This is a genomic window from Paenibacillus sp. P2(2022), from assembly GCF_029522175.1.
GTDB classification, from domain to species: Bacteria; Bacillota; Bacilli; order Paenibacillales; family Paenibacillaceae; genus Paenibacillus; species Paenibacillus polymyxa.
In genome coordinates, this window is sequence record NZ_JAKWFI010000001.1 from 550,190 (window position 1) to 569,216 (window position 19,027).

Annotated in this window: 18 protein-coding genes; 16 read left to right on the forward strand and 2 right to left on the reverse strand. The window is 43.8% G+C overall.

Annotation, left to right across the window (positions count from 1 at the left end):
* Nucleotides 1–166: 166 nt before the first annotated feature.
* The 5 genes from MMB75_RS02415 (at nucleotide 167) to thiI (ending at nucleotide 4,225) form a co-directional block, all read left to right on the forward strand.
* On the forward strand, nucleotides 167–394 hold the full coding sequence (locus tag MMB75_RS02415) for a DUF1540 domain-containing protein (protein WP_025365350.1): 228 nt from the start codon (nucleotides 167–169) through the stop codon (nucleotides 392–394).
* A gap of 41 nt (nucleotides 395–435) precedes the next feature.
* Nucleotides 436–831, forward strand: a complete 396-nt coding sequence (locus tag MMB75_RS02420) for a hypothetical protein (RefSeq protein WP_016821569.1) — start codon at nucleotides 436–438, stop codon at nucleotides 829–831.
* Between the two features lie 163 nt (nucleotides 832–994).
* A complete protein-coding gene (locus MMB75_RS02425) occupies nucleotides 995–1,693 on the forward strand; it encodes a lytic transglycosylase domain-containing protein (protein WP_016821568.1) in 699 nt (232 codons plus the stop codon).
* Between the two features lie 155 nt (nucleotides 1,694–1,848).
* On the forward strand, nucleotides 1,849–2,997 hold the full coding sequence (locus MMB75_RS02430; RefSeq protein WP_039276129.1) for a cysteine desulfurase family protein: 1,149 nt from the start codon (nucleotides 1,849–1,851) through the stop codon (nucleotides 2,995–2,997).
* Nucleotide 2,998: 1 nt separating this feature from the next.
* Nucleotides 2,999–4,225 carry a tRNA uracil 4-sulfurtransferase ThiI gene (gene thiI / locus MMB75_RS02435; protein WP_031461788.1) on the forward strand — a complete coding sequence of 409 codons (1,227 nt, stop codon included), beginning with the start codon at nucleotides 2,999–3,001 and terminating at the stop codon, nucleotides 4,223–4,225.
* A gap of 71 nt (nucleotides 4,226–4,296) precedes the next feature.
* On the opposite strand, the gene MMB75_RS02440 is transcribed toward thiI, so the two are convergent.
* Complete coding sequence (locus tag MMB75_RS02440) at nucleotides 4,297–4,992, reverse strand: TerC family protein (protein ID WP_031461787.1); 696 nt, start codon at nucleotides 4,990–4,992, stop codon at nucleotides 4,297–4,299.
* Between the two features lie 217 nt (nucleotides 4,993–5,209).
* On the opposite strand from MMB75_RS02440, the gene MMB75_RS02445 reads away from it, so the two are divergent.
* From MMB75_RS02445 to MMB75_RS02465, 5 genes are all read left to right on the forward strand, one after another.
* Nucleotides 5,210–5,869 carry a TerC family protein gene (locus tag MMB75_RS02445; RefSeq protein WP_031461786.1) on the forward strand — a complete coding sequence of 220 codons (660 nt, stop codon included), beginning with the start codon at nucleotides 5,210–5,212 and terminating at the stop codon, nucleotides 5,867–5,869.
* Between the two features lie 162 nt (nucleotides 5,870–6,031).
* Nucleotides 6,032–6,523, forward strand: coding sequence for a hypothetical protein (locus MMB75_RS02450; protein ID WP_016821563.1), 492 nt, complete (start codon nucleotides 6,032–6,034; stop codon nucleotides 6,521–6,523).
* Nucleotides 6,524–6,816: 293 nt separating this feature from the next.
* Nucleotides 6,817–8,658: a translational GTPase TypA gene (typA, locus tag MMB75_RS02455; protein ID WP_016821562.1), complete on the forward strand. Its 1,842-nt coding sequence runs from the start codon at nucleotides 6,817–6,819 to the stop codon at nucleotides 8,656–8,658.
* Between the two features lie 125 nt (nucleotides 8,659–8,783).
* Nucleotides 8,784–9,845 (forward strand): LCP family protein, encoded by a 1,062-nt coding sequence (locus MMB75_RS02460; protein WP_016821561.1) that lies wholly within the window; start codon nucleotides 8,784–8,786, stop codon nucleotides 9,843–9,845.
* A 301-nt stretch (nucleotides 9,846–10,146) separates the two neighbouring features.
* The gene (locus MMB75_RS02465) at nucleotides 10,147–11,478 is read left to right on the forward strand and encodes a PhoH family protein (protein WP_019688036.1); all 1,332 of its coding nucleotides are present in this window, start codon (nucleotides 10,147–10,149) and stop codon (nucleotides 11,476–11,478) included.
* A 98-nt stretch (nucleotides 11,479–11,576) separates the two neighbouring features.
* Here the strand turns inward: MMB75_RS02465 and MMB75_RS02470 are convergent, their stop codons facing one another.
* Nucleotides 11,577–12,662 carry a coiled-coil domain-containing protein gene (locus tag MMB75_RS02470; protein ID WP_045244388.1) on the reverse strand — a complete coding sequence of 362 codons (1,086 nt, stop codon included), beginning with the start codon at nucleotides 12,660–12,662 and terminating at the stop codon, nucleotides 11,577–11,579.
* A 296-nt stretch (nucleotides 12,663–12,958) separates the two neighbouring features.
* On the opposite strand from MMB75_RS02470, the gene MMB75_RS02475 reads away from it, so the two are divergent.
* From MMB75_RS02475 to MMB75_RS02500, 6 genes are all read left to right on the forward strand, one after another.
* Entirely contained in the window at nucleotides 12,959–13,609 is a 651-nt protein-coding gene (locus MMB75_RS02475; RefSeq protein ID WP_016821557.1) for an RsfA family transcriptional regulator, read from the forward strand.
* 103 nt (nucleotides 13,610–13,712) lie between these two features.
* Nucleotides 13,713–14,693: a ketopantoate reductase family protein gene (locus tag MMB75_RS02480; RefSeq protein WP_016821556.1), complete on the forward strand. Its 981-nt coding sequence runs from the start codon at nucleotides 13,713–13,715 to the stop codon at nucleotides 14,691–14,693.
* Nucleotides 14,694–14,697: 4 nt separating this feature from the next.
* Nucleotides 14,698–15,087 (forward strand): DUF3397 domain-containing protein, encoded by a 390-nt coding sequence (locus MMB75_RS02485; protein ID WP_013372105.1) that lies wholly within the window; start codon nucleotides 14,698–14,700, stop codon nucleotides 15,085–15,087.
* 153 nt (nucleotides 15,088–15,240) lie between these two features.
* Nucleotides 15,241–16,941, forward strand: a complete 1,701-nt coding sequence (locus MMB75_RS02490) for a peptide ABC transporter substrate-binding protein (protein WP_019688033.1) — start codon at nucleotides 15,241–15,243, stop codon at nucleotides 16,939–16,941.
* 197 nt (nucleotides 16,942–17,138) lie between these two features.
* The gene (locus tag MMB75_RS02495) at nucleotides 17,139–18,071 is read left to right on the forward strand and encodes an ABC transporter permease (protein WP_016821554.1); all 933 of its coding nucleotides are present in this window, start codon (nucleotides 17,139–17,141) and stop codon (nucleotides 18,069–18,071) included.
* A gap of 4 nt (nucleotides 18,072–18,075) precedes the next feature.
* A complete protein-coding gene (locus MMB75_RS02500; RefSeq protein WP_016821553.1) occupies nucleotides 18,076–19,026 on the forward strand; it encodes an ABC transporter permease in 951 nt (316 codons plus the stop codon).
* The last annotated feature ends 1 nt before the right edge of the window (nucleotide 19,027 follow it).

The window sequence follows — 19,027 nt, forward strand, 5'->3', positions numbered from 1 at the left end:
TTCTAATCAAAAACTAAAACAAGACAAGCAAGCCGTTTTCTACTTGTTTCCTGCCAGTTTGGAGGAGACGAAGGGAAGCGGCTTTTTTCGTATGTCACCAACTGCCATATGCCATGAACGCATAGGTGCAGACGAGCGGGGGGACAATGAATCCGAGGTGATGATCATGAGCCAAGAGGCCAAGCCAATCGTAAAGTGCAGTGTAGCCAATTGCCATTATTGGGGAGAAAACAACTTTTGCAAGGCAGATTTGATCATGATTGAAGTAGATGGTCATGCCGGGAAAAAATTTAAAGAAGAATATGCGGGGGAAAGCTTTAGTTCAGAAGAACGTGATAAGGCTGCAACGTCTGCTGCAACCTGTTGCCACACCTTTAAGCCGAAGTCTCTGTAGATTTATTACGCGATTCATTTCCATTTGGAGGTGCAGGAATTATGGAAGATCATGAAAACGATAAGCATAAGAATGAAGAGCATGTTAGCCGTGAACGTGTAGATTATCCTCGTCACGTTCAGGAGCGCTCTGCCAAGCGCCGCCATCATCGTGAGGAATATGCCGCAGAGGTTGCTCCTGGCTCGCCAGTTGTGACCAAACATGAGAACAAGGGTGAAGAGCAGGTTATAAACAATAGTGGTCGTATTTCCGGCTATATTGGGCTGGCTGCTGGTATCGCATCATTGTTTATGTGGTCTATTGTGCTGGGACCCATTGCGGCAGTTTTAGGATTTTTTGCTTATGTAAATGGCAGTAAAACAACCGGTATTTGGTCGATTGGTCTTGGCGCATTGGCAACCTTGAGTTATTTTGCTTTTATCCCGTTTGTGCGCTAACCCTGTTGGGTAAAGGTTCCGATATCTTAGCTCCGCTGTCTTTTCGACAGAAACGGAGCTTTTTTTCATTAAAAAGTATGGAAGTACATAGTAAAAAGTTGTATCATAGCAATAACGACAAGCTATTTGGGATATAACAACTATAGAAAGTTGGGAACACCACATGCAAATTGATCCGCGCGTGTCCAAATCTATGTTAGACATGCAGCTGTTAAATAATATGAGTGCTACGACCCAGACGGGTACAGCGGATGCTTTTTCTGGATTGCTGGAACAAGTAGGTCAGCTGGAAACAGATGATGCTGTCACCCAAGAAAATTCAGGCGATGTTACCAGAGATGAAAACGGCTTGCTCTGGCTACAACTGGGACCTTCGAGGGGAACGGCTTCGCCATTGGCAGTCTATCCGGCTTCTTCCAATGCGGCAACGGACGGACCTACAAAAGCTACAGCGTATGATAGTTTGATTAATGAGGCAAGTCAGAAATACGGCGTTCCGGTAGCTTTGATTAAAGCAGTTATTGATACGGAATCTTCATTTAATCCATCGGTTACTTCTTCGGCCGGAGCCAAAGGACTTATGCAGTTGATGGATGCTACAGCTCAAGGTCTGGGAGTTAGTGACCCCTATGATCCTGCACAAAATATTGATGCTGGCGTACGCTATTTGTCTTACCAGATTAAACGTTTTAACGGACAGGAAAATATGGCGCTGGCTGCGTACAATGCAGGTCCCGGACGGGTGCAGCGGCTTGGAGTAAGTAGTGATGAGCAGTTGATGTCTGTACTGGACAAGCTTCCGGTAGAAACGCAAAGATATATTTCCAAAATTCAGAATGCACGTGAAAAATATACCATCTAAGCCCTATAGCTTATAGCATAAAAGTGCGTAATTTCAATTCGATTAGGTCCGCAGACAGGATCAATATGGGGAAAGGGTGTCGCTGTAATGAAGCGGCCTTTCCCTGTTTTGGTCTTTTTTTGTTGTAGCAGTTGTGGGGCAGAAAGGGGAGTTTGATGAAATATTTTGATTATGCCGCGACAACTCCGCCTTTTGAAGAGGTGATTACAACCGTTGCCGAGGTAATGAGACGCCATTATGGCAATCCATCTTCCATGCATCGGTATGGAGAGGACGCGGCTAAGTTGATTAAGCGCTCGCGCGAAGTATGCGCTGCAGCTTTGGGAGTATCTCCTTCGGAGATTGTCTTCACATCCGGGGCAACGGAAAGTAATAATCTTGCCGTTAAGGGAGCAGCTTTGCAGTATCAGACTAGAGGCAAACATATCGTTACTGTATCGACAGAGCATCCGTCTGTGTATGAAGCATGCAAACAGCTAACAAATTTGGGTTTTGAGGTTACTTTTTTACCTGTGGATGAAGAAGGTCATGTGACTGCCGAACAGGTTTGTGCAGCTGTTCGTAAAGATACGATTTTAGTCAGTATCATGCATGTCAATAATGAGACGGGAAGGGTGCAACCATTACATGATATCGGAGCCGCGCTGAAAAAGCGGTTCCCCCGAGTCCTATTTCATATTGACGGTGTACAGGGGTTTGGAAAGCTGCCGGTTGATATCCGGGGGTGGCAAGCTGATCTGTATAGCCTTTCAGCGCATAAGCTACGTGGACCCAAAGGTGTGGGGTTGCTATTCGTTCGAGAAGGTGTAGAGCTTTTCCCACTGCTTAGTGGCGGCTCTCAGGAGCAAGGGGTTCGTGCGGGTACCGAAAATGTACCATCGCTTGTCGGTATGTCCAAGGCGGTACGGCTGGCGGGCGAACGACAAGCAGAGACAGCACAGCGCATGATTGAGTGGAGAGAACGAGTGGCTGCAGAATTGAAAACAATCCCACAACTGCGGCTGAACAGTGGGAAAGAAGCGCCGCATATTGTCCACTTTTCGTATCCGGGCATGAAGGCCGAGGTACTGCTGCATACGCTGGAGCAATTGGGTGTGGCAGTGTCCACCAAATCGGCTTGCTCTTCAAAATTAGCCGAGCCCAGCCGGGTACTGCTGGCGATGGGCCGCAATGAGGCAGAAGCAGCCGGCGGCATTCGTATCAGCTTTGGTGATGAACATACGGAACAGGATATCGACGAGCTCATACTCGCACTTCGACAGGCTGTAGCCAAGCTGGAATCCCTTGAAAGGTGGAAACGTTAAAATGCACTATGATATGCTGTTACTTCGCTTCGGCGAATTTACATTAAAAGGGAAGAATCGTGCTCGTTTTGAAAAGGCTGTACTGAAACACGTAAAACTGTTGCTTAAGCCTTTTCCAGGTGCTTCTTTGCGCAAGGAATTTGGACGGATTTATGTGGTTCTCGGAGGAGAGCCTTATGAACAGATCATTCAAGTATTGCAAAAGGTGTTTGGCATCACGACGATTAGTCCTGTCAAAATGGCTCCTGTTGAGTTGGATGCTATCATTGAGACGGCTGTAGCTTTAATGCATGAGCTGAACGTAGACGAGGGAACGACATTCAAGGTAAATGCCCGCAGAGTATGGAAGGAGTTTCCCCATTCTTCACAAGAGATGAATCATTTAATTGGTTCTCCTATATTGCGGAATTTTCCGGCGCTGAGGGTCGATGTACGTCAACCTAATATTGAGCTGCGTGTGGAGGTAAGAGAGCAGGCGGCATATATTTTTAGTGATGTTATTATGGCTGTAGGGGGCTTTCCGTTAGGGACGAACGGCAAAGCTATGCTGCTGCTGTCCGGTGGAATTGACAGTCCGGTAGCAGGATGGTCATCCATGCGTAGAGGCTTGGAAATCGAATGTGTACATTTTTATAGCTATCCATTTACAAGTGAGCGTGCGAAAGAAAAGGTTATTGATTTGGCAAAAGTATTAGCAGGATACGCGGGCCGAATCAAAATCCACCTTGTGCCGTTTACAGAGGTGCAGACGGCCTTTACTCGCACTGGGCAGGATAATTTGATTATTACGCTAATGAGGCGGTCTATGCTGCGAATTGCAACAATGCTGGCAGAGCGTGAAGGAGCATTGGCACTCGTGACGGGCGACAGTCTGGGTCAAGTTGCTAGTCAAACGCTATCCAGCATGAATGTGATTGGTCGTTCGACGGAACTCCCCTTGCTGCGACCTCTCGTCATGATGGATAAGCAGGAGATCACAGAAATCGCTAAGCAAATTGGCACCTACGATTTATCCATTCTCCCGTATGAGGATTGCTGTACATTGTTTGTTCCCAAATCTCCCACGACCAATCCGAATTTGTGGGTAGTGCAGAAGATTGAAGCCTCTATTCGGGATTTAAATGCTTTGATCGATCAGGCTGTAGCTACAACGGAGACGGTTGTCCTTGAGGCAGGTGGAGCTGTAGAGGGGCGTAAAGAGGAAGTTATACAGGAAGATTGGTTTTAATAAAAAAGGCAGACCCGCAACAATGTTGGGGTCTGCCTTTCTATTTGGGTGAGGTCCTTTTGAAACCTCTTTTAGATGGCTTTTTCTCGACGGGATACTGCTCTGCGATTTTGAAGATACCCTGTGAGCAAAATGCCAGCCATAACGGTGGCAATAAACAAGATACGCAGCGCCGGATGCTCCGTAAAGTATGGTGCCAGCTTACGTTCTTCAGTGATCATATTAGAGGCCGTATAACCAAGCACAGCCGATCCTAAATAGATGATCCAGGGGAATTTGTTGATCAGCTTGATAAAAAGAGTGCTTCCCCATACAACGATCGGCACACTGATTAACAGGCCCAGCACTACAAGTATCAAATGTTGCTGGGCCGCGCCAGCAACAGCAATCACGTTGTCCAGACCCATTGCCGCATCGGCGACAATAATGGTGCGGATAGCACCCCATAGCGTTGTGCCTGCTTTAACTTCAGCATGATCCTCTTGGTCCACAAGCAACTTATACGCGATCCAGACTAGCATCATACCCCCAATGAGTAACAACCACGGTACTTGGAGCAACCAAAGTACCACAATAGTGGCTGCTATGCGGATGAGCAGGGCACCCCCGGTGCCGTATAGAATCGCTTTTTTTTGCATTGTAGGAGGCAGCTTTCTGGCGGCAAGCCCAATTACAATCGCGTTATCTCCTGCGAGTAGAAGGTCAATAAATATTACATTAAGCAATAGCCAAAAGAACTGAAGTACAGACATGTCAATCGTTCTCATCTCCCTGATTAAACATCATCAAAAACATTGCATGTTGTTTATGTTAATACCCGTTTTTCGGAAATACGATTCATTATATTGCTGTTTGTTATTGAATTCAAGGTATATACTCAACAAATTGGATATCAGTTATTAATAAATGATGACTTATTTGAAATGCCTGCAAGCATAGCCTCGTCCGATTTCGCATACATGTAGGATGGGGGTGTTTGTACATATGGAGCATATCATTTTGCTATTGAAAATATTAATGATTAATTTGGTGCTAAGCGGTGATAATGCAGTTGTTATAGCCATGGCGAGCAAAAACTTGCCTGCAAGGCAGCGAAGTCAAGCAATATGGTGGGGGGCAGTCGGTGCGGTCCTTCTGCGCTGTGTGTTGACTTTTGTAGCTGTTATTTTGCTGGGCATACCTTTTATTCAGGCGGCGGGCGGTTTACTTCTGTTATGGATTGCATTCAAGTTGCTGTATGAGAATGATGATCATGTAGGAGTAAGAGCGGAAACAACCATTTGGAAGGCAATACAAGTGATACTAGTAGCAGACTTTGTGATGAGTCTAGATAACGTGTTAGCTATTGCAGCTCTAGCCAATGGGGACATTGCTATTATAGTCATTGGTATTGCAATTAGTATTCCGATTGTCGTCTGGGGCAGCAATGTGATAGCAATCTGGCTTCATCGATTCCCGATCCTTGTTCTGCTGGGATCTGCCATTCTGGCCTTTACGGCAGGAGAAATGCTACTGCGTGATCCCAAATTGGGCATATGGTTAGCAGACATGGGTGAGGTTATACATGCATGGTTACCGCTCTTGCTGGCCGTAGCAGTTCTCATTGCAGGAATATATCGACAGCTACGGACCCGTCATATTTGAACGTGGTTTTTTTGGAAAACATCGGCTAAACTAGACATAGGGTTTTGCAGATGCCGGGGAGTTTGCTCGGTTTTTGTAAAAACTCTATATTCATAAAAGTGTACTTAAAAATAACTACATTTAATGACTCAAAAACAAATCCAGCAAACAAAGGAGACCACGATGAATTCCGGAAAAGAGCGTATGATCGGAGTAGGCATTGTTGCCGTAGGACTGATTATTTTGTTGGGGAAATTGGGGACGTTCTCCTTCTTGGGACGCAACCTTTGGCCCTTGCTGATTTTAATACCTGGAATCGTGCTGCATGCAATGTATATGATGCGCAAGGTATCACCCTTTATGTTGCTGCCGGCAGGGATTTTGTCGGTATACGGCTTCCTCTTTTTTCTCTGCAATACTTGGGGATGGCATTTAATGGTCTACTTATGGCCTATGTTCCTTCTAGGTGTGGCGATTGGATTATGGGAGTATGCCATTAATGATATTTCGCTTTCTCGCAATGTATACACAGGGAGCGTGCTATTAGGCTTGATATCGGTGCTATTATTAATTATTACCTTGCTAAGTACAGGCATCATGTATATTATTGCCGTTTTGCTGATTGGAGCTGGAATCTGGTTGGTCATAAACAACCGTAGCAAACGCAACTGGTAAACCGACAAGCTGTGCAGATTTCATGGCGGTAAATTACGGAACAGGCAATAATGTCTTGCTTTATGACATATTTCTACTATAATATAATGGATATGAAAAGAGCGTCGGAATGATTTCTGACGCTTATTTTAAGGTTTTCACGCGAATCGGAGAGAGAAGCTGTCTGTATAAAGCCTGAAACATATAGAAGGCTGGCAGGGAGTGGGCCTAAAGAACGATTGTTAGCCTTGAATGAGCATTGCTTCAGGATAGAGACACTATTTTGATATACGGAAAGGATATGGATACAAACCATGCATGCAAGAGAGAACATTCGCAATATTGCGATTATTGCCCACGTCGACCACGGAAAAACGACACTTGTCGATAAGTTGCTTCAACAGTCTGGAACATTTAGAGAACACGAGGCTGTTCAGGAGCGCGCCATGGACTCCAACGATCTGGAACGTGAACGCGGTATTACGATTTTGGCTAAAAATACAGCTATCACTTACAAAGATTACCTGATTAACATTGTAGATACACCGGGACACGCCGACTTTGGTGGTGAAGTGGAACGGATCATGAAAATGGTTGACGGCGTTTTGCTCGTCGTTGATGCTTACGAAGGCTGCATGCCGCAAACGAAATTCGTACTGCGTAAAGCGCTGGAACAAAATCTGACGCCTATCGTTGTAGTCAATAAAATTGACCGTCCGGCAGCTCGTCCAGCAGAAGTCATTGACGAAGTACTCGATCTGTTCATCGAGCTGGGTGCGAATGACGATCAATTAGAATTCCCTGTTGTGTACGCTTCGGCACTGAACGGAACCTCCAGCTTGGATGCTGAAAAGCAAGATGACAACATGCAAGCATTGTACGAAACAGTGGTAGAGCATATTCCATCTCCAACTGAGAAAGTAGATGAGCCTCTTCAATTCCTCGTAACACTGATGGACTATAACGAATACCTGGGCCGAATTGCAGTAGGTCGGGTGAACCGCGGTATCATCAAGCAGGGACAAGCGGTCACAGTTATCCAACGTGATGGCAGCAGTAAATCAGCGCGTATTGAGAAGTTGTTCGGCTTCCAAGGACTGAAACGGATTGAAACCGATCAAGCAGGCGCTGGTGACATTGTGGCGATCGCGGGGATTAAGGACATCAACATTGGTGAAACCATTGCCGATCCAAATCATCCTGAAGCGTTGCCTGTACTGAAAATTGATGAACCTACACTGCAAATGACCTTCTTGGTTAACAACAGTCCATTCGCAGGTCGCGATGGTAAGTGGGTAACATCTCGTAAATTGCGTGAGCGTCTTCTGAAAGAACTCGAAACAGATGTCAGCTTGCGTGTTGATGAAACCGATAGCCCGGATGCCTTTATTGTATCTGGACGTGGTGAATTGCATTTGGGAATCCTGATTGAAAACATGCGTCGTGAAGGTTACGAACTGCAAGTGTCCAAACCGGAAGTTATCGTTAAGGAAATTGACGGTAAAAAAATGGAGCCAATCGAACGTCTCCTCATTGATATTCCGGAAGAAAGCATGGGTGCAGTTATGGAAAGCCTGGGCTCCCGTAAAGCCGAAATGGTCAACATGATTAATAACGGTACTGGACAGGTTCGCTTGGAATTCCTGATCCCTGCACGTGGTTTGATCGGTTACACTACAAACTTCCTTACTTTGACTCGTGGCTACGGTGTAATGAACCATGCATTTGACAGCTATGGACCATTTGTTGGCGGTCAAGTAGGTGGACGTCATCAAGGTGTACTCGTATCCACGGAAAACGGCACCTCTACATTTTATGGTATGCTGGGCGTAGAAGATCGTGGTATTTTGTTCTTGGAGCCAGGGACTGAAATTTATGAGGGTATGATCGTTGGTGAGCACACACGTGATAACGACATTGTCGTTAACATCTGTAAGGAAAAACAATTAACAAACGTTCGCTCCGCAACAAAAGATGATACAGTTAAATTGAAAACACCTGTTATCTTCTCTCTGGAGCAGGCGCTTGAATACCTGAATGATGATGAGTATTGTGAAATCACTCCTAAATCCATTCGTTTGCGTAAAAAGATCTTGAACAAAGGTGAGCGCGAGCGTGCGGAGAAACAACGTAAAACAGCACAAGCAAATAGTTAATTCATAGGATTGGTCTTTGGCCACAGCGGCGACGCCCGGAAATGGGATGCGCCGCTGTATGTGTTTTAGGATTGTAAACTTGGAGAAAGCTATATTTCTCAAAACGCAGGAAAAGGTGTTGAAGCATGAGTAATCTTTCGAATGGATTGCCTCCCCGGACACAAAGCGGGAAAAAATCCGCCAAACCGAAAAAAACGAAAAAGAAAAAAAGCTTTTTCAGATCGTTTATGAAGTTTGTCTTATTTCTACTCATTATAGGTATCTTGGCAGCAGGTGGTTATACCTACTATATTTACAATCAGGTAGAGGAAGTTTTGGATACTGGAATCAACAAGGAAGTGCCCAAAACGCAATTAGCTGAGGCTAAGCCTTTGACTATTTTATTGCTTGGAACCGACTATCGCCCTGACCATCCGACGTATTTGTCAGATGTTATTATGGTAGCTACATTGAACCCTAGTACAAAATCGTCTACCATTGTGTCCTTGCCTCGTGATACGCGTCTAGAAATGGATGGGTATAAACCACGCAAGCTGAATGAGTATTATCCGGTGTTTAAGGCTAGAGAGAAAGACTCTGGTGAAGTTGCTGAAGAGCAAATGAAGAAGATGATCGGCAAATATTTAAACATTAATATTGATTATGTAACGGTTATTAACTTCCAGGGCTTTAGAGATGTTGTAGATAATCTAGGTGGCGTAGATGTAACGGTTGACAAAAATATGTGTTATCGAGACCGTGCTGATGGCACCGATATTAACTTGACAGCTGGGGCCAAGCATTTGAACGGTGACCAAGCTCTTGATTTTGTTCGCTACCGCAAGTCGAATTGTCGTCCGAGAACGGCTGAATCTGACGACTTTGATCGCAATCGTCGACAAAATCAGGTGCTTCATTCCCTAATTGACCAAATGCAATCCTTTAATGCTTTGACCAAGTTTAGTGCAATTATTAAATCGGTTGATAAGAATATGATGACTGATATCGAGTCACAGCAAATGAAAAATATCGTACAAACCTATTGGAATATTTCCAAGCAAAATGTAAAATACAATCCTGTATCAGGAACGTGGCGTAGCCCTTATGTGTACATTGATGAGCAACAGCTCGATTTGGCCAAACAAGCGCTACAAGAGGAATTAGCCAAAAAAGCAAGCGACAGCACTGAAGCTTCTTCCAATTCCTGAGTATGTATCTTTTTCCCCGCTTATGTTATACTCGCAGCGAGTAAAGCTCTTATATAGCATAAGGGGGTTGAGGTATGTCTAAATTTAAAGTGAACCCAGTCTAGGTCCAGTGAGCAATCACTGGGCCTTTTGTGTCTAATTTTAAAAATGTACAGGCTCTGAGGCTATCTTCAGCTACACTTTTCGTTGCATTATGCTGTTTTGGGGTTCTTTTTTCAGGGAATCAGCAAGTATTGGGTAGCCAGTGAATAGGTATAGGTATGAAACATGAGATTGTCCACGCCGCTTTGGAGGGGATTTAATGAAGAAAATTTTTGTGCTGGATACGAATGTGCTACTGCATGATCCGAAAGCCATTTTTACCTTCAAAGAACATGAAGTTGTTATTCCAGCTGTTGTTCTGGAAGAAATCGACTCCAAAAAACGCAACGCGGATGAGATTGGACGGAATGCCCGTAATGTATCGCGATTGTTGGACGGGTTGAGAGAAGTGGGGCATCTTCACAGTGGAGTTCCACTTCCCCAAGGGGGAAGGCTTAAGGTTGAGTTAAACCACCGGAGTTTTTTGAAAGTTCAGGAGATGTTCGGGGAGGTTTCGAACGATAACCGGATTTTGGCAGTTGCTTTAAATTATCATTTGGAAGAACAGGAGCAATCTGATCCGCGTTCAGTGGTGTTGGTTAGTAAAGACGTATTAGTCAGAATCAAGGCAGATGTATTGGGGCTGCTGACTGAAGACTACCTATCCGATAGAACGGGCGATCCAAGTGAGTTGTACCCCGGATACTCAGCGATACAGGTGCATCCGTCCATCATAGATGAATTTTACTCTAACCGTTTTTTACCAATCAAACCACTGAAACTACCTTATACGCTGTATCCACATGAATTTGTTATTTTGAAAGATGAAATGGGCACTGGAAAATCAGCACTGCTGAAAGTAAATCAGGAGGCAGAGCGATTAGAACCTTTGTACTTAAGTAACGAATCGGTGTGGGGAATCAGCGCGCGTAATGCTCAACAACGGATGGCATTGGAGCTTTTGCTTAATGATGATATCCCTCTTGTGACGATTACTGGAAAAGCAGGTACAGGCAAAACGCTACTGGCACTGGCGGCGGGGCTGCTTAAAGTAGAGGATGAGCATCGCTTCAAGAAACTGTTAATTGCTCGGCCTGTTGTTCCTATGGGCAAGGATATCGGTTATTTACCGGGAGAAAAGGAAGAAAAGCTTCGCCCCTGGATGCAGCCAATCTACGACAATCTGGAGTATCTGTTTGATGCCAAAAAATCTGGGGATATCGACAAAATTTTGATGGGCTTGGGCAGTATTCAGGTGGAGGCGCTCACTTATATTCGCGGACGTTCGATACCTGGGCAATTTATTATTATCGATGAGGCGCAAAATTTATCCCGACATGAGATCAAAACGATTGTGTCTCGGGTAGGTGAGGGAAGTAAAATTATTCTGATGGGAGATCCAGAGCAAATTGATCATCCTTACCTAGATGCAGCCAGTAATGGCTTGACCTATGTGGTGGAGCGGTTTAAGCAAGAAGGGATTAGCGGACATATTATGTTGGAAAAAGGAGAACGCTCCAAGCTCGCGCAGTTGGCAGCTGATCTGTTATAACCCCTGATCGTTATTACAAATAATGAAGACCTCGGGAACATCCCGAGGTCTTTTGTTTTGTTCATATCAAAAATCAGAACAATGTAGGTGAGCAAAACTTACTTAAAACTTAATTCGAGCTTAACTTCAAGAATACCTTTTAAAGCATGTACTTCTGTAGCTTTGACGTATGATATAAGCTGCTGTGGATAGAAGCCGAGATCAAAATCTTCTTCCAGTTTGTTGCGAGTCGTGTCCGGCAATTCCAGTCCGTTAAATACCAGTCGATCTACATGAAATAGAATGGCATTTTTGGGTTCATTCTCTACTGTATAGTGACCTTCTACCCTCAATTTCATCGTTCCTTGCTGACCTTCTACCACAATCTGATCCTGCACGAAGGAAAAGTTGAAGTGATTAAACAATTCATTCTCTGACTTTAAAAAACGGTTAAATTCTTCTTCACGAATGCTTATCGTAATGATTTTTCCATTTGTAATCATAGCACCTTGCTGTTGTTGAATGAATTGGGGTAAATCCTGCATTGCTTGAGCTAATGCTTTAAAGTGTTTATTTACCTCGTATACCCCTACATTCTCCCAATAAGCTGTCATTTCGCCAATTAACTTGCGTAGAGTATCAGGATTATCGCTAGCGTTAACGCCGTCATCTACACGCGACTGAAGTTGGAGAATCCGTTTACGTTGTGCCAGTAGGTTTGTTTTAACCGTCCCCAATTCCGTCGTGGCTTGGGCGACTTGCTGCTCTGTTTTTCGCATAAATTGATAATTGGCTTCGTATTCCTGAAGCACATCCTGATCGTGACTGATCAATAATAAGTAATAATCGTACAAAGAGAGAAGTTGCTTTATACTTTTAGCCCCTAGCACTACACTCAGCAGCTTGTCCCTTTCTCCCATATAGTAAGATCGCAGCACAGAACCTGCACGCTTACGTTGTAGGTTCATTTGCTCCTGTTGATCAGCTAGACTACTACGCAGTTCCTGCTGACGCTGTAAAAGAGCCTGCTGTTCCTGACTAATCCGCTCGATTTCATGGTCGATCTCCACGATAGACAGGCTATCTTGTAAAATCTGATTTTCTTCAGGAGAGGGAGCGGCCAAAGTAGGACGTACATATATGGAAGTCAGCATCATTATGAGGACCAGCAGGGTGCAGATCGCGATTTTTATTCGTTTATTCATTTAGTTTCCCCTTTTATGTATTCCAGAAAAAGACTAATGGTAATGTATATGATCCTTTTTTATTCTTTAACCATTCATTTTATTGTACAGCAGTCAGAGCATGCGTGAAACCCGAAACTGTTTACTTCACGTATGAGTTCTGGCAGAAATGGAAATACAATTTAGTATCAAATAGATTCTATGAACTCTACGAGAGGCATAGGAATGAATAAACAGCTTTTATACCCTATTCAAATACCGGCAAGATCGGTTCATGAAGACGGTTATTTCAGGATGTTGTTAGGAGGGCTAGAGGCATGACTGCAATAAGACAAGATGCATGGAGTGCGGAAGATGACTTGATATTGGCGGAGGTGACATTGCGGCATATCCGGGAAGGTGGAACACAGCTCGCTGCGTTTGAGGAGGTTGGACAAAAAATAGGTAGAACCTCTGCGGCATGCGGCTTTCGTTGGAATAGCTGCGTGCGCAAACGTTACGATGAAGCGATTAGCATTGCCAAAGCGCAGCGCCAGAAGCGCAGTTATATTCGCAAGCAGAGCCCAGTAGGTGTATCGCAGGTAGCGGCCTTTGCCACGCTCGATACAGTCGAAGGGGGATACAGAACCGATGGCACGAGTGAAGATACGTTATCTATTGATGCCGTAATTCGCTTCTTGCGTCAATGGAAGGGATCTGTGCAGGAGACTAATCGGCAGATTAAGATGCTGGAGAAAGATTTGCGGGAAAAGGAAGAAGAATTAAATCAGCTTCGCTCCATTAATGACCGGCTGTCCAAAGAAGTGAATGATGTGCAGACCGACTATCGTGTTGTAAATGATGATTATAAAGCTCTGATTCAGATTATGGACCGTGCCCGGCGTTTGGCTTTAATCACTGAAGATGAGGAAGAGCTTAAATCCAGGTTCAAAATGGACGCTAATGGGAATCTGGAGCGCATTGAGTAGCAAGATTACAATAGCTATCTAAATAAAACGTCAACTATCGCTTGGCCGTAGTTGGCGTTTTTTGTTATTACATTGGAGTGCATATGATATAGTAGAAAAAAAGATGGAAGCGAGACGATACAAAGTGATTGATATTATTGGAGCGGGTTCGCTGGGATTGCTGTTTGCCGGGAGATTATCGGCCTCGGGTGCTACAGTAAGGCTGTGGACACGAACACTTGAACAGGCACACATCATTGCTCGTGAAGGGATTACTGTGCTTGATAAGGAGGGACAGGTGGCTGTTCATGTATCGGGGGACCAATTAAAGGTAGCGCCATTGGCAGATTGGCAACGGTTAAATTCACAAACTTCGGCACGGTGGATCATGTTTTTGACTAAACAGGGGGCGATAGAAGAAGTATTGGAGCAGATCCAGCCTGTAGCTCAAACGGAAACAGGTACAGGGATTATTTGTTTACAGAATGGAATCGGTCATATAGAACGCATCAGGCAGGCGTGGCCTAAAGCTGTAGTATATCCTGCTGTGACAACCGAAGGAGCCAAGAAACAAGGCGCAGCATCCATTGTGCATGCAGGATCGGGCGTGACTGAAATTGGATATTCGGAGGAAGTAGAGGGAGAGCACAACACTGATTTCAAACAATATGTGTTAAATCGGCTGCTTGCAGCAGGATTTGACGTTTGCTTGTCGAAAGAAATCGAGAAAGGGATTTATCGCAAGTTGTTGATTAACGCTGTGATCAATCCACTGACAGCTGTATGGCGAGTTCGGAATGGCGAGCTGCTATCGGAGCCTGTTCGAATACATATGATGCGTAAGCTGTATGATGAAGGCATTCAAGTATATGAAGCTCATGGTATCCGCTGGGAAAGCGCATGGTGGGATCAAATTATGGATGTTTGCCGGGCAACGGCAGAGAATCACTCGTCTATGCTAGCTGATGTACTTGCACATTCCATGACCGAAGTTGCTTCCATTAACGGGCAACTGGTGCAGATGGCAAAGCGAGCTGGGATTAGTGCGCCAACTCATGAGGTATTGTGGCAATTAATTGAAGGAATGCGGCTAAAAGAGGGGTGATCAGTTGAGTCTTATACAAGGTACTATTATCACTTTCAGTATTCTTCCCTTTTTTCCGTTTTTGATCGTGTTTGCGGTTTGTCGCTACATTCTGAAAATGGAAAAGAAGAAATCATTGCTTACTTCTATGGATATTACCACTTTTTTTCTGATATTTTCCGTCGCAGCACTCTTTAATGTCCTATTTACATCCCGATTCGGTTTTTATTTGATTCTACTGCTCTTGTTACTGGCATTGGGTTTAATTGGAGGAGCTCAAAACCGAATAAAAGGAAAGGTTGATGGTAAAAGATTATGTAGAGCGGTCTGGAGATTAACTTTTATGGCGATGACATTGGCGTATACTTTGTTGACTGTTGTTGGTATATTTAAAAATATATTCAACTCTATGTGATGAAATATGACATGAAATGATGAAAAAATATGAATTAATCATGTTTTTTTGAAAAAAAAGCTCAATTTGAAGAAATGTAATGTAGATTTTTTTGACCGCTGGTTGTATAATCTATAAACATATACCACTTTAGAACTAGGGGGAAAACGCTAGATGAAAAGGAAAAGCTTTTTAGTCCTTTTGACACTCGTTCTTGCAGTTGGCGCACTGCTCGCAGGTTGCGGCGGCAAGAATGATACCAATGGTAAGGGCGCACAAGAAAACACCTCGACTACGCCGGCCCCGGCCGACAAGCAAATTTTGCGCGTTAACCTTTCTTCCGAGCCGCCAACCTTCGATCCGGCACAAGCTCAGGATAGTCAAACCAACGCGGTTCTGAAAACTTTGTATGAAGGTCTCGTACGTATGGGTCCTGACGGCAAAGAAATCCCTGGCGTTGCTGAATCTTGGAAAATCTCCGATGACGGCAAAACCTACACGTTCAAACTTCGTGATACTGCAAAATGGAGTAATGGCGACCCAGTCAAAGCAAGCGACTTCGTATTCGCTTGGCAACGGGTATTGGATCCTTCAACGGCTCCTGCACCTCCATATGCTTACCAATTGTACTATATCAAGAATGCTGAGGGCTACAACCTGAGCACTTCGAAATCTTATAAAGGAACAAAAGTTACAGACTTTAAAGATGTAGGTGTCAAAGCTGTTGATGACCATACATTGCAAGTAGAGCTGGAACACCCAACTCCTTACTTCTTGGGATTGACTTCTTTCTACACTTTCTATCCTGTAAACCCTTCTATTAAAGGTAATGACAAGTGGGCAGTTCAGAAAGATAGCATGATTACTAACGGACCTTTCACATTAACGGCTTGGGATAGCGGTCAAAAGATCGAAGTTTCCAAGAACGAAAACTATTGGGGTAAAGACGAAATCAAGTTGAGCAAAATCACTATGTCCCTTGTAAACAGTGGAGCAACTGAACTGGCTTCGTACAGAAGTGGACAACTTGATTATTCAGGTATGCCAACAGGTGAAATTCCTACTGACCAAATTACGGCTGTGAAAAACGAATTGCCTAATGAATTTAAGGCTAAAGGAATTGCAAGTACGTACTACTATCTGTTTAATGTAACAGAAAAACCATTTAACAATGCTAAAATCCGTAAAGCGTTTGCGATGGCTATTCAACGCCAACCGATCGTTGAACGTGTAACAATGGGCGGTCAAATTCCTGCTTACGGCTTTGTACCTCCAGGCATAAAAGGAGTTTCTCAAGAATTCCGTAGCGAGCATAAAGACGATTTCTTCAAAGAAGACTTCACTGAAGCGAAAAAATTGCTTCAAGAAGGTATGAAAGAAGAAGGCATGACTACGCTTCCTACAATAACTATGCTGTACAACTCCAGTGAAAGTCACCAAAAGATTGCTTTGGCAGTAGCTGATATGTGGAAGAAAAATCTTGGTGTAGATGTTAAAACTCAAAACCAAGAGTGGGGCGTATTTATCCAAACACGTAACAAGCTGAATTTCCAAATCGCTCGTGGTGGTTGGTCTGCTGACTATAATGATCCAATGACATTCCTGGATATGTGGACAACAGGCAATGGTAACAACAACTCAGGTTATGCTAACCCTGCGTATGATGAATTGATTAAAGCTGCTAAAACAGAAACTGATCCAGCTAAACGCATGGAAGATTTTGCGAAAGCAGAGAAAATTTTGGTTCAAGATGATATGGTAATGCTTCCGATCTATTACTATTCAAATGTTTCTTTAACGAAACCGAATGTTAAAGACATTGGACTTGACTTTAGTGGAGCAATTGATTTCACAAGAGCGTATATTACACAGTAACTGAAGCTTAATTCTGAAGTTTGATAGTTACTTCGGGATATATATGTGGATTGAACCATATATATCCCGTTTTTTTTGTGTGTCCTAGTCTTTTCCATCATCATGTAACCATGCAAATAAGTAGATTGGACAGTCCAATTCTATTTCGATAAAATCGAATGGTGTCGAAAATAATTTATGGGGGGTGTAAACGGGCAATGACGCGTTATTTGATCAGTAAATTTTTCTATATGTTGCTGTCTTTGTTCATTCTGATCTCTGCGACGTTTTTTCTCATGAAAGCAATTCCGGGTAACCCCTTCATGAGTGAAAAAGCGACTTCTCCTGAGATTCAAGCCCGGTTAATGGAGCAATATGGGCTGGATAAGCCTGTATATGTCCAATATTTTAAATACTTAGGTGATATTGCTTCAGGTGATTTTGGTATTTCTATGAAAAAGCTGAATCAAAGTGTAACTGACATTATCGGACAAACGTTTACGGTTTCCCTCAAACTCGGTTTTGTTGCCATAATCGTGTCGATAATTGTCGGTATCTTGCTAGGAATGCTAGCAGCTTTGTATCATCGTAGGCTCATAGATAACGTCGCTATGGTATTAGCTATCATGGGGATTGCGGTTCCCAGCTTCGTTCTGGCATCGTTAATTCAATTTTTCTTTGCTCAACAGTTAGGCTGGTTTAATGTTATGGGCTTTGAAGGCCCGATGGATTACTTCTTGCCAGTTGCGGCTCTATCTGCTTCACCGATTGCGTTTATCGCTCGACTAACGCGTTCCAGCATGCTGGAAGTACTCCATGCAGATTACATTAAGACTGCCAAGGCTAAAGGTTTGAAATCCATTACAATTATGTTCAAACACGTTATACGTAATGCCATTCTTCCAGTTGTTACCTATGTAGGACCAATGACAGCCAATATTATTACGGGTTCGGTTGTTATTGAACGAATCTTCGGGATTGGCGGTATCGGTAAGGTGTTCGTAGATAGTATTACAACCCGTGATTATACGATGATTATGGGAGTTACTATTTTTTACGGTATTTTGTTGATGGTGGCACGTTTTATTACGGATATTGCATATGGATTTATTGATCCGCGGATTAAGCTTACTGGCGGGAAGGAGGGATAACTTTATGTCTGTTAAAGATAATGCTGTGAACTTGGATAAACTTCAGGTGAAACCGGAAGATTTCCAGAGGGTCGGAGCGGATGAAAAGCAGTCTGAAGTTATTCAGCGTGAAAGCTTATCCGCTTGGCGAGATGCTTGGGAGCGTCTTCGTAAAAATAAATTGGCTATGACGAGCTTAAGCGTTTTGGTTCTCATAGTGCTTGCTTCAATTATTGGTCCGATGCTGTCGCCATACGATGACCGCACGAATGATTTGTTGAGCACCAATCTTCCTCCATCGGCGGAACATTGGTTCGGAACAGATGATCTGGGGCGTGATATGTTTGTACGTACTTGGATGGGCGCTCGGATTTCATTGATTATTGGTTTGGCTGCTGCAATGATTGACTTGATGATTGGTGTAATTTATGGTGGAATTATGGGTTACTTTGGTGGCCGCGTTGATGAAATCATGAATAAATTTTCTGAAATCTTGTATTCCATTCCTTACTTGCTTGTTACAATTCTGTTGCTGGTTGTACTGGAGCCAAGTATCACCACCATTATTATTGCGCTCTGTGTAACAGGGTGGATTAACATGTCGTGGATTGTACGTGGTGAAATGCTGCAACTTAAAAACCGAGAATTCGTACTTGCTTCCCGTTCAATGGGTGCTGGTGCAGGTCGTTTGTTGTTCCGTCACTTGTTGCCTAACGCGGTAGGACCAATCATTGTCACATTGACCTTGACGGTTCCAAGTGCTATTTTCTCCGAGGCATTCCTGAGCTTCCTTGGATTAGGGGTACAGGCTCCTCAGGCATCGCTGGGTTCAATGATTGAATCAGCTCTGACAGGGTGGATGTATTACCCTTGGCGGATGCTTTTCCCAGCAGGTTTGATCAGTTTGATTATGCTTGCGTTCAACCTTTTTGGCGACGGCTTGCGTGATGCGCTTGATCCGAAGTTGAAGAAATAGG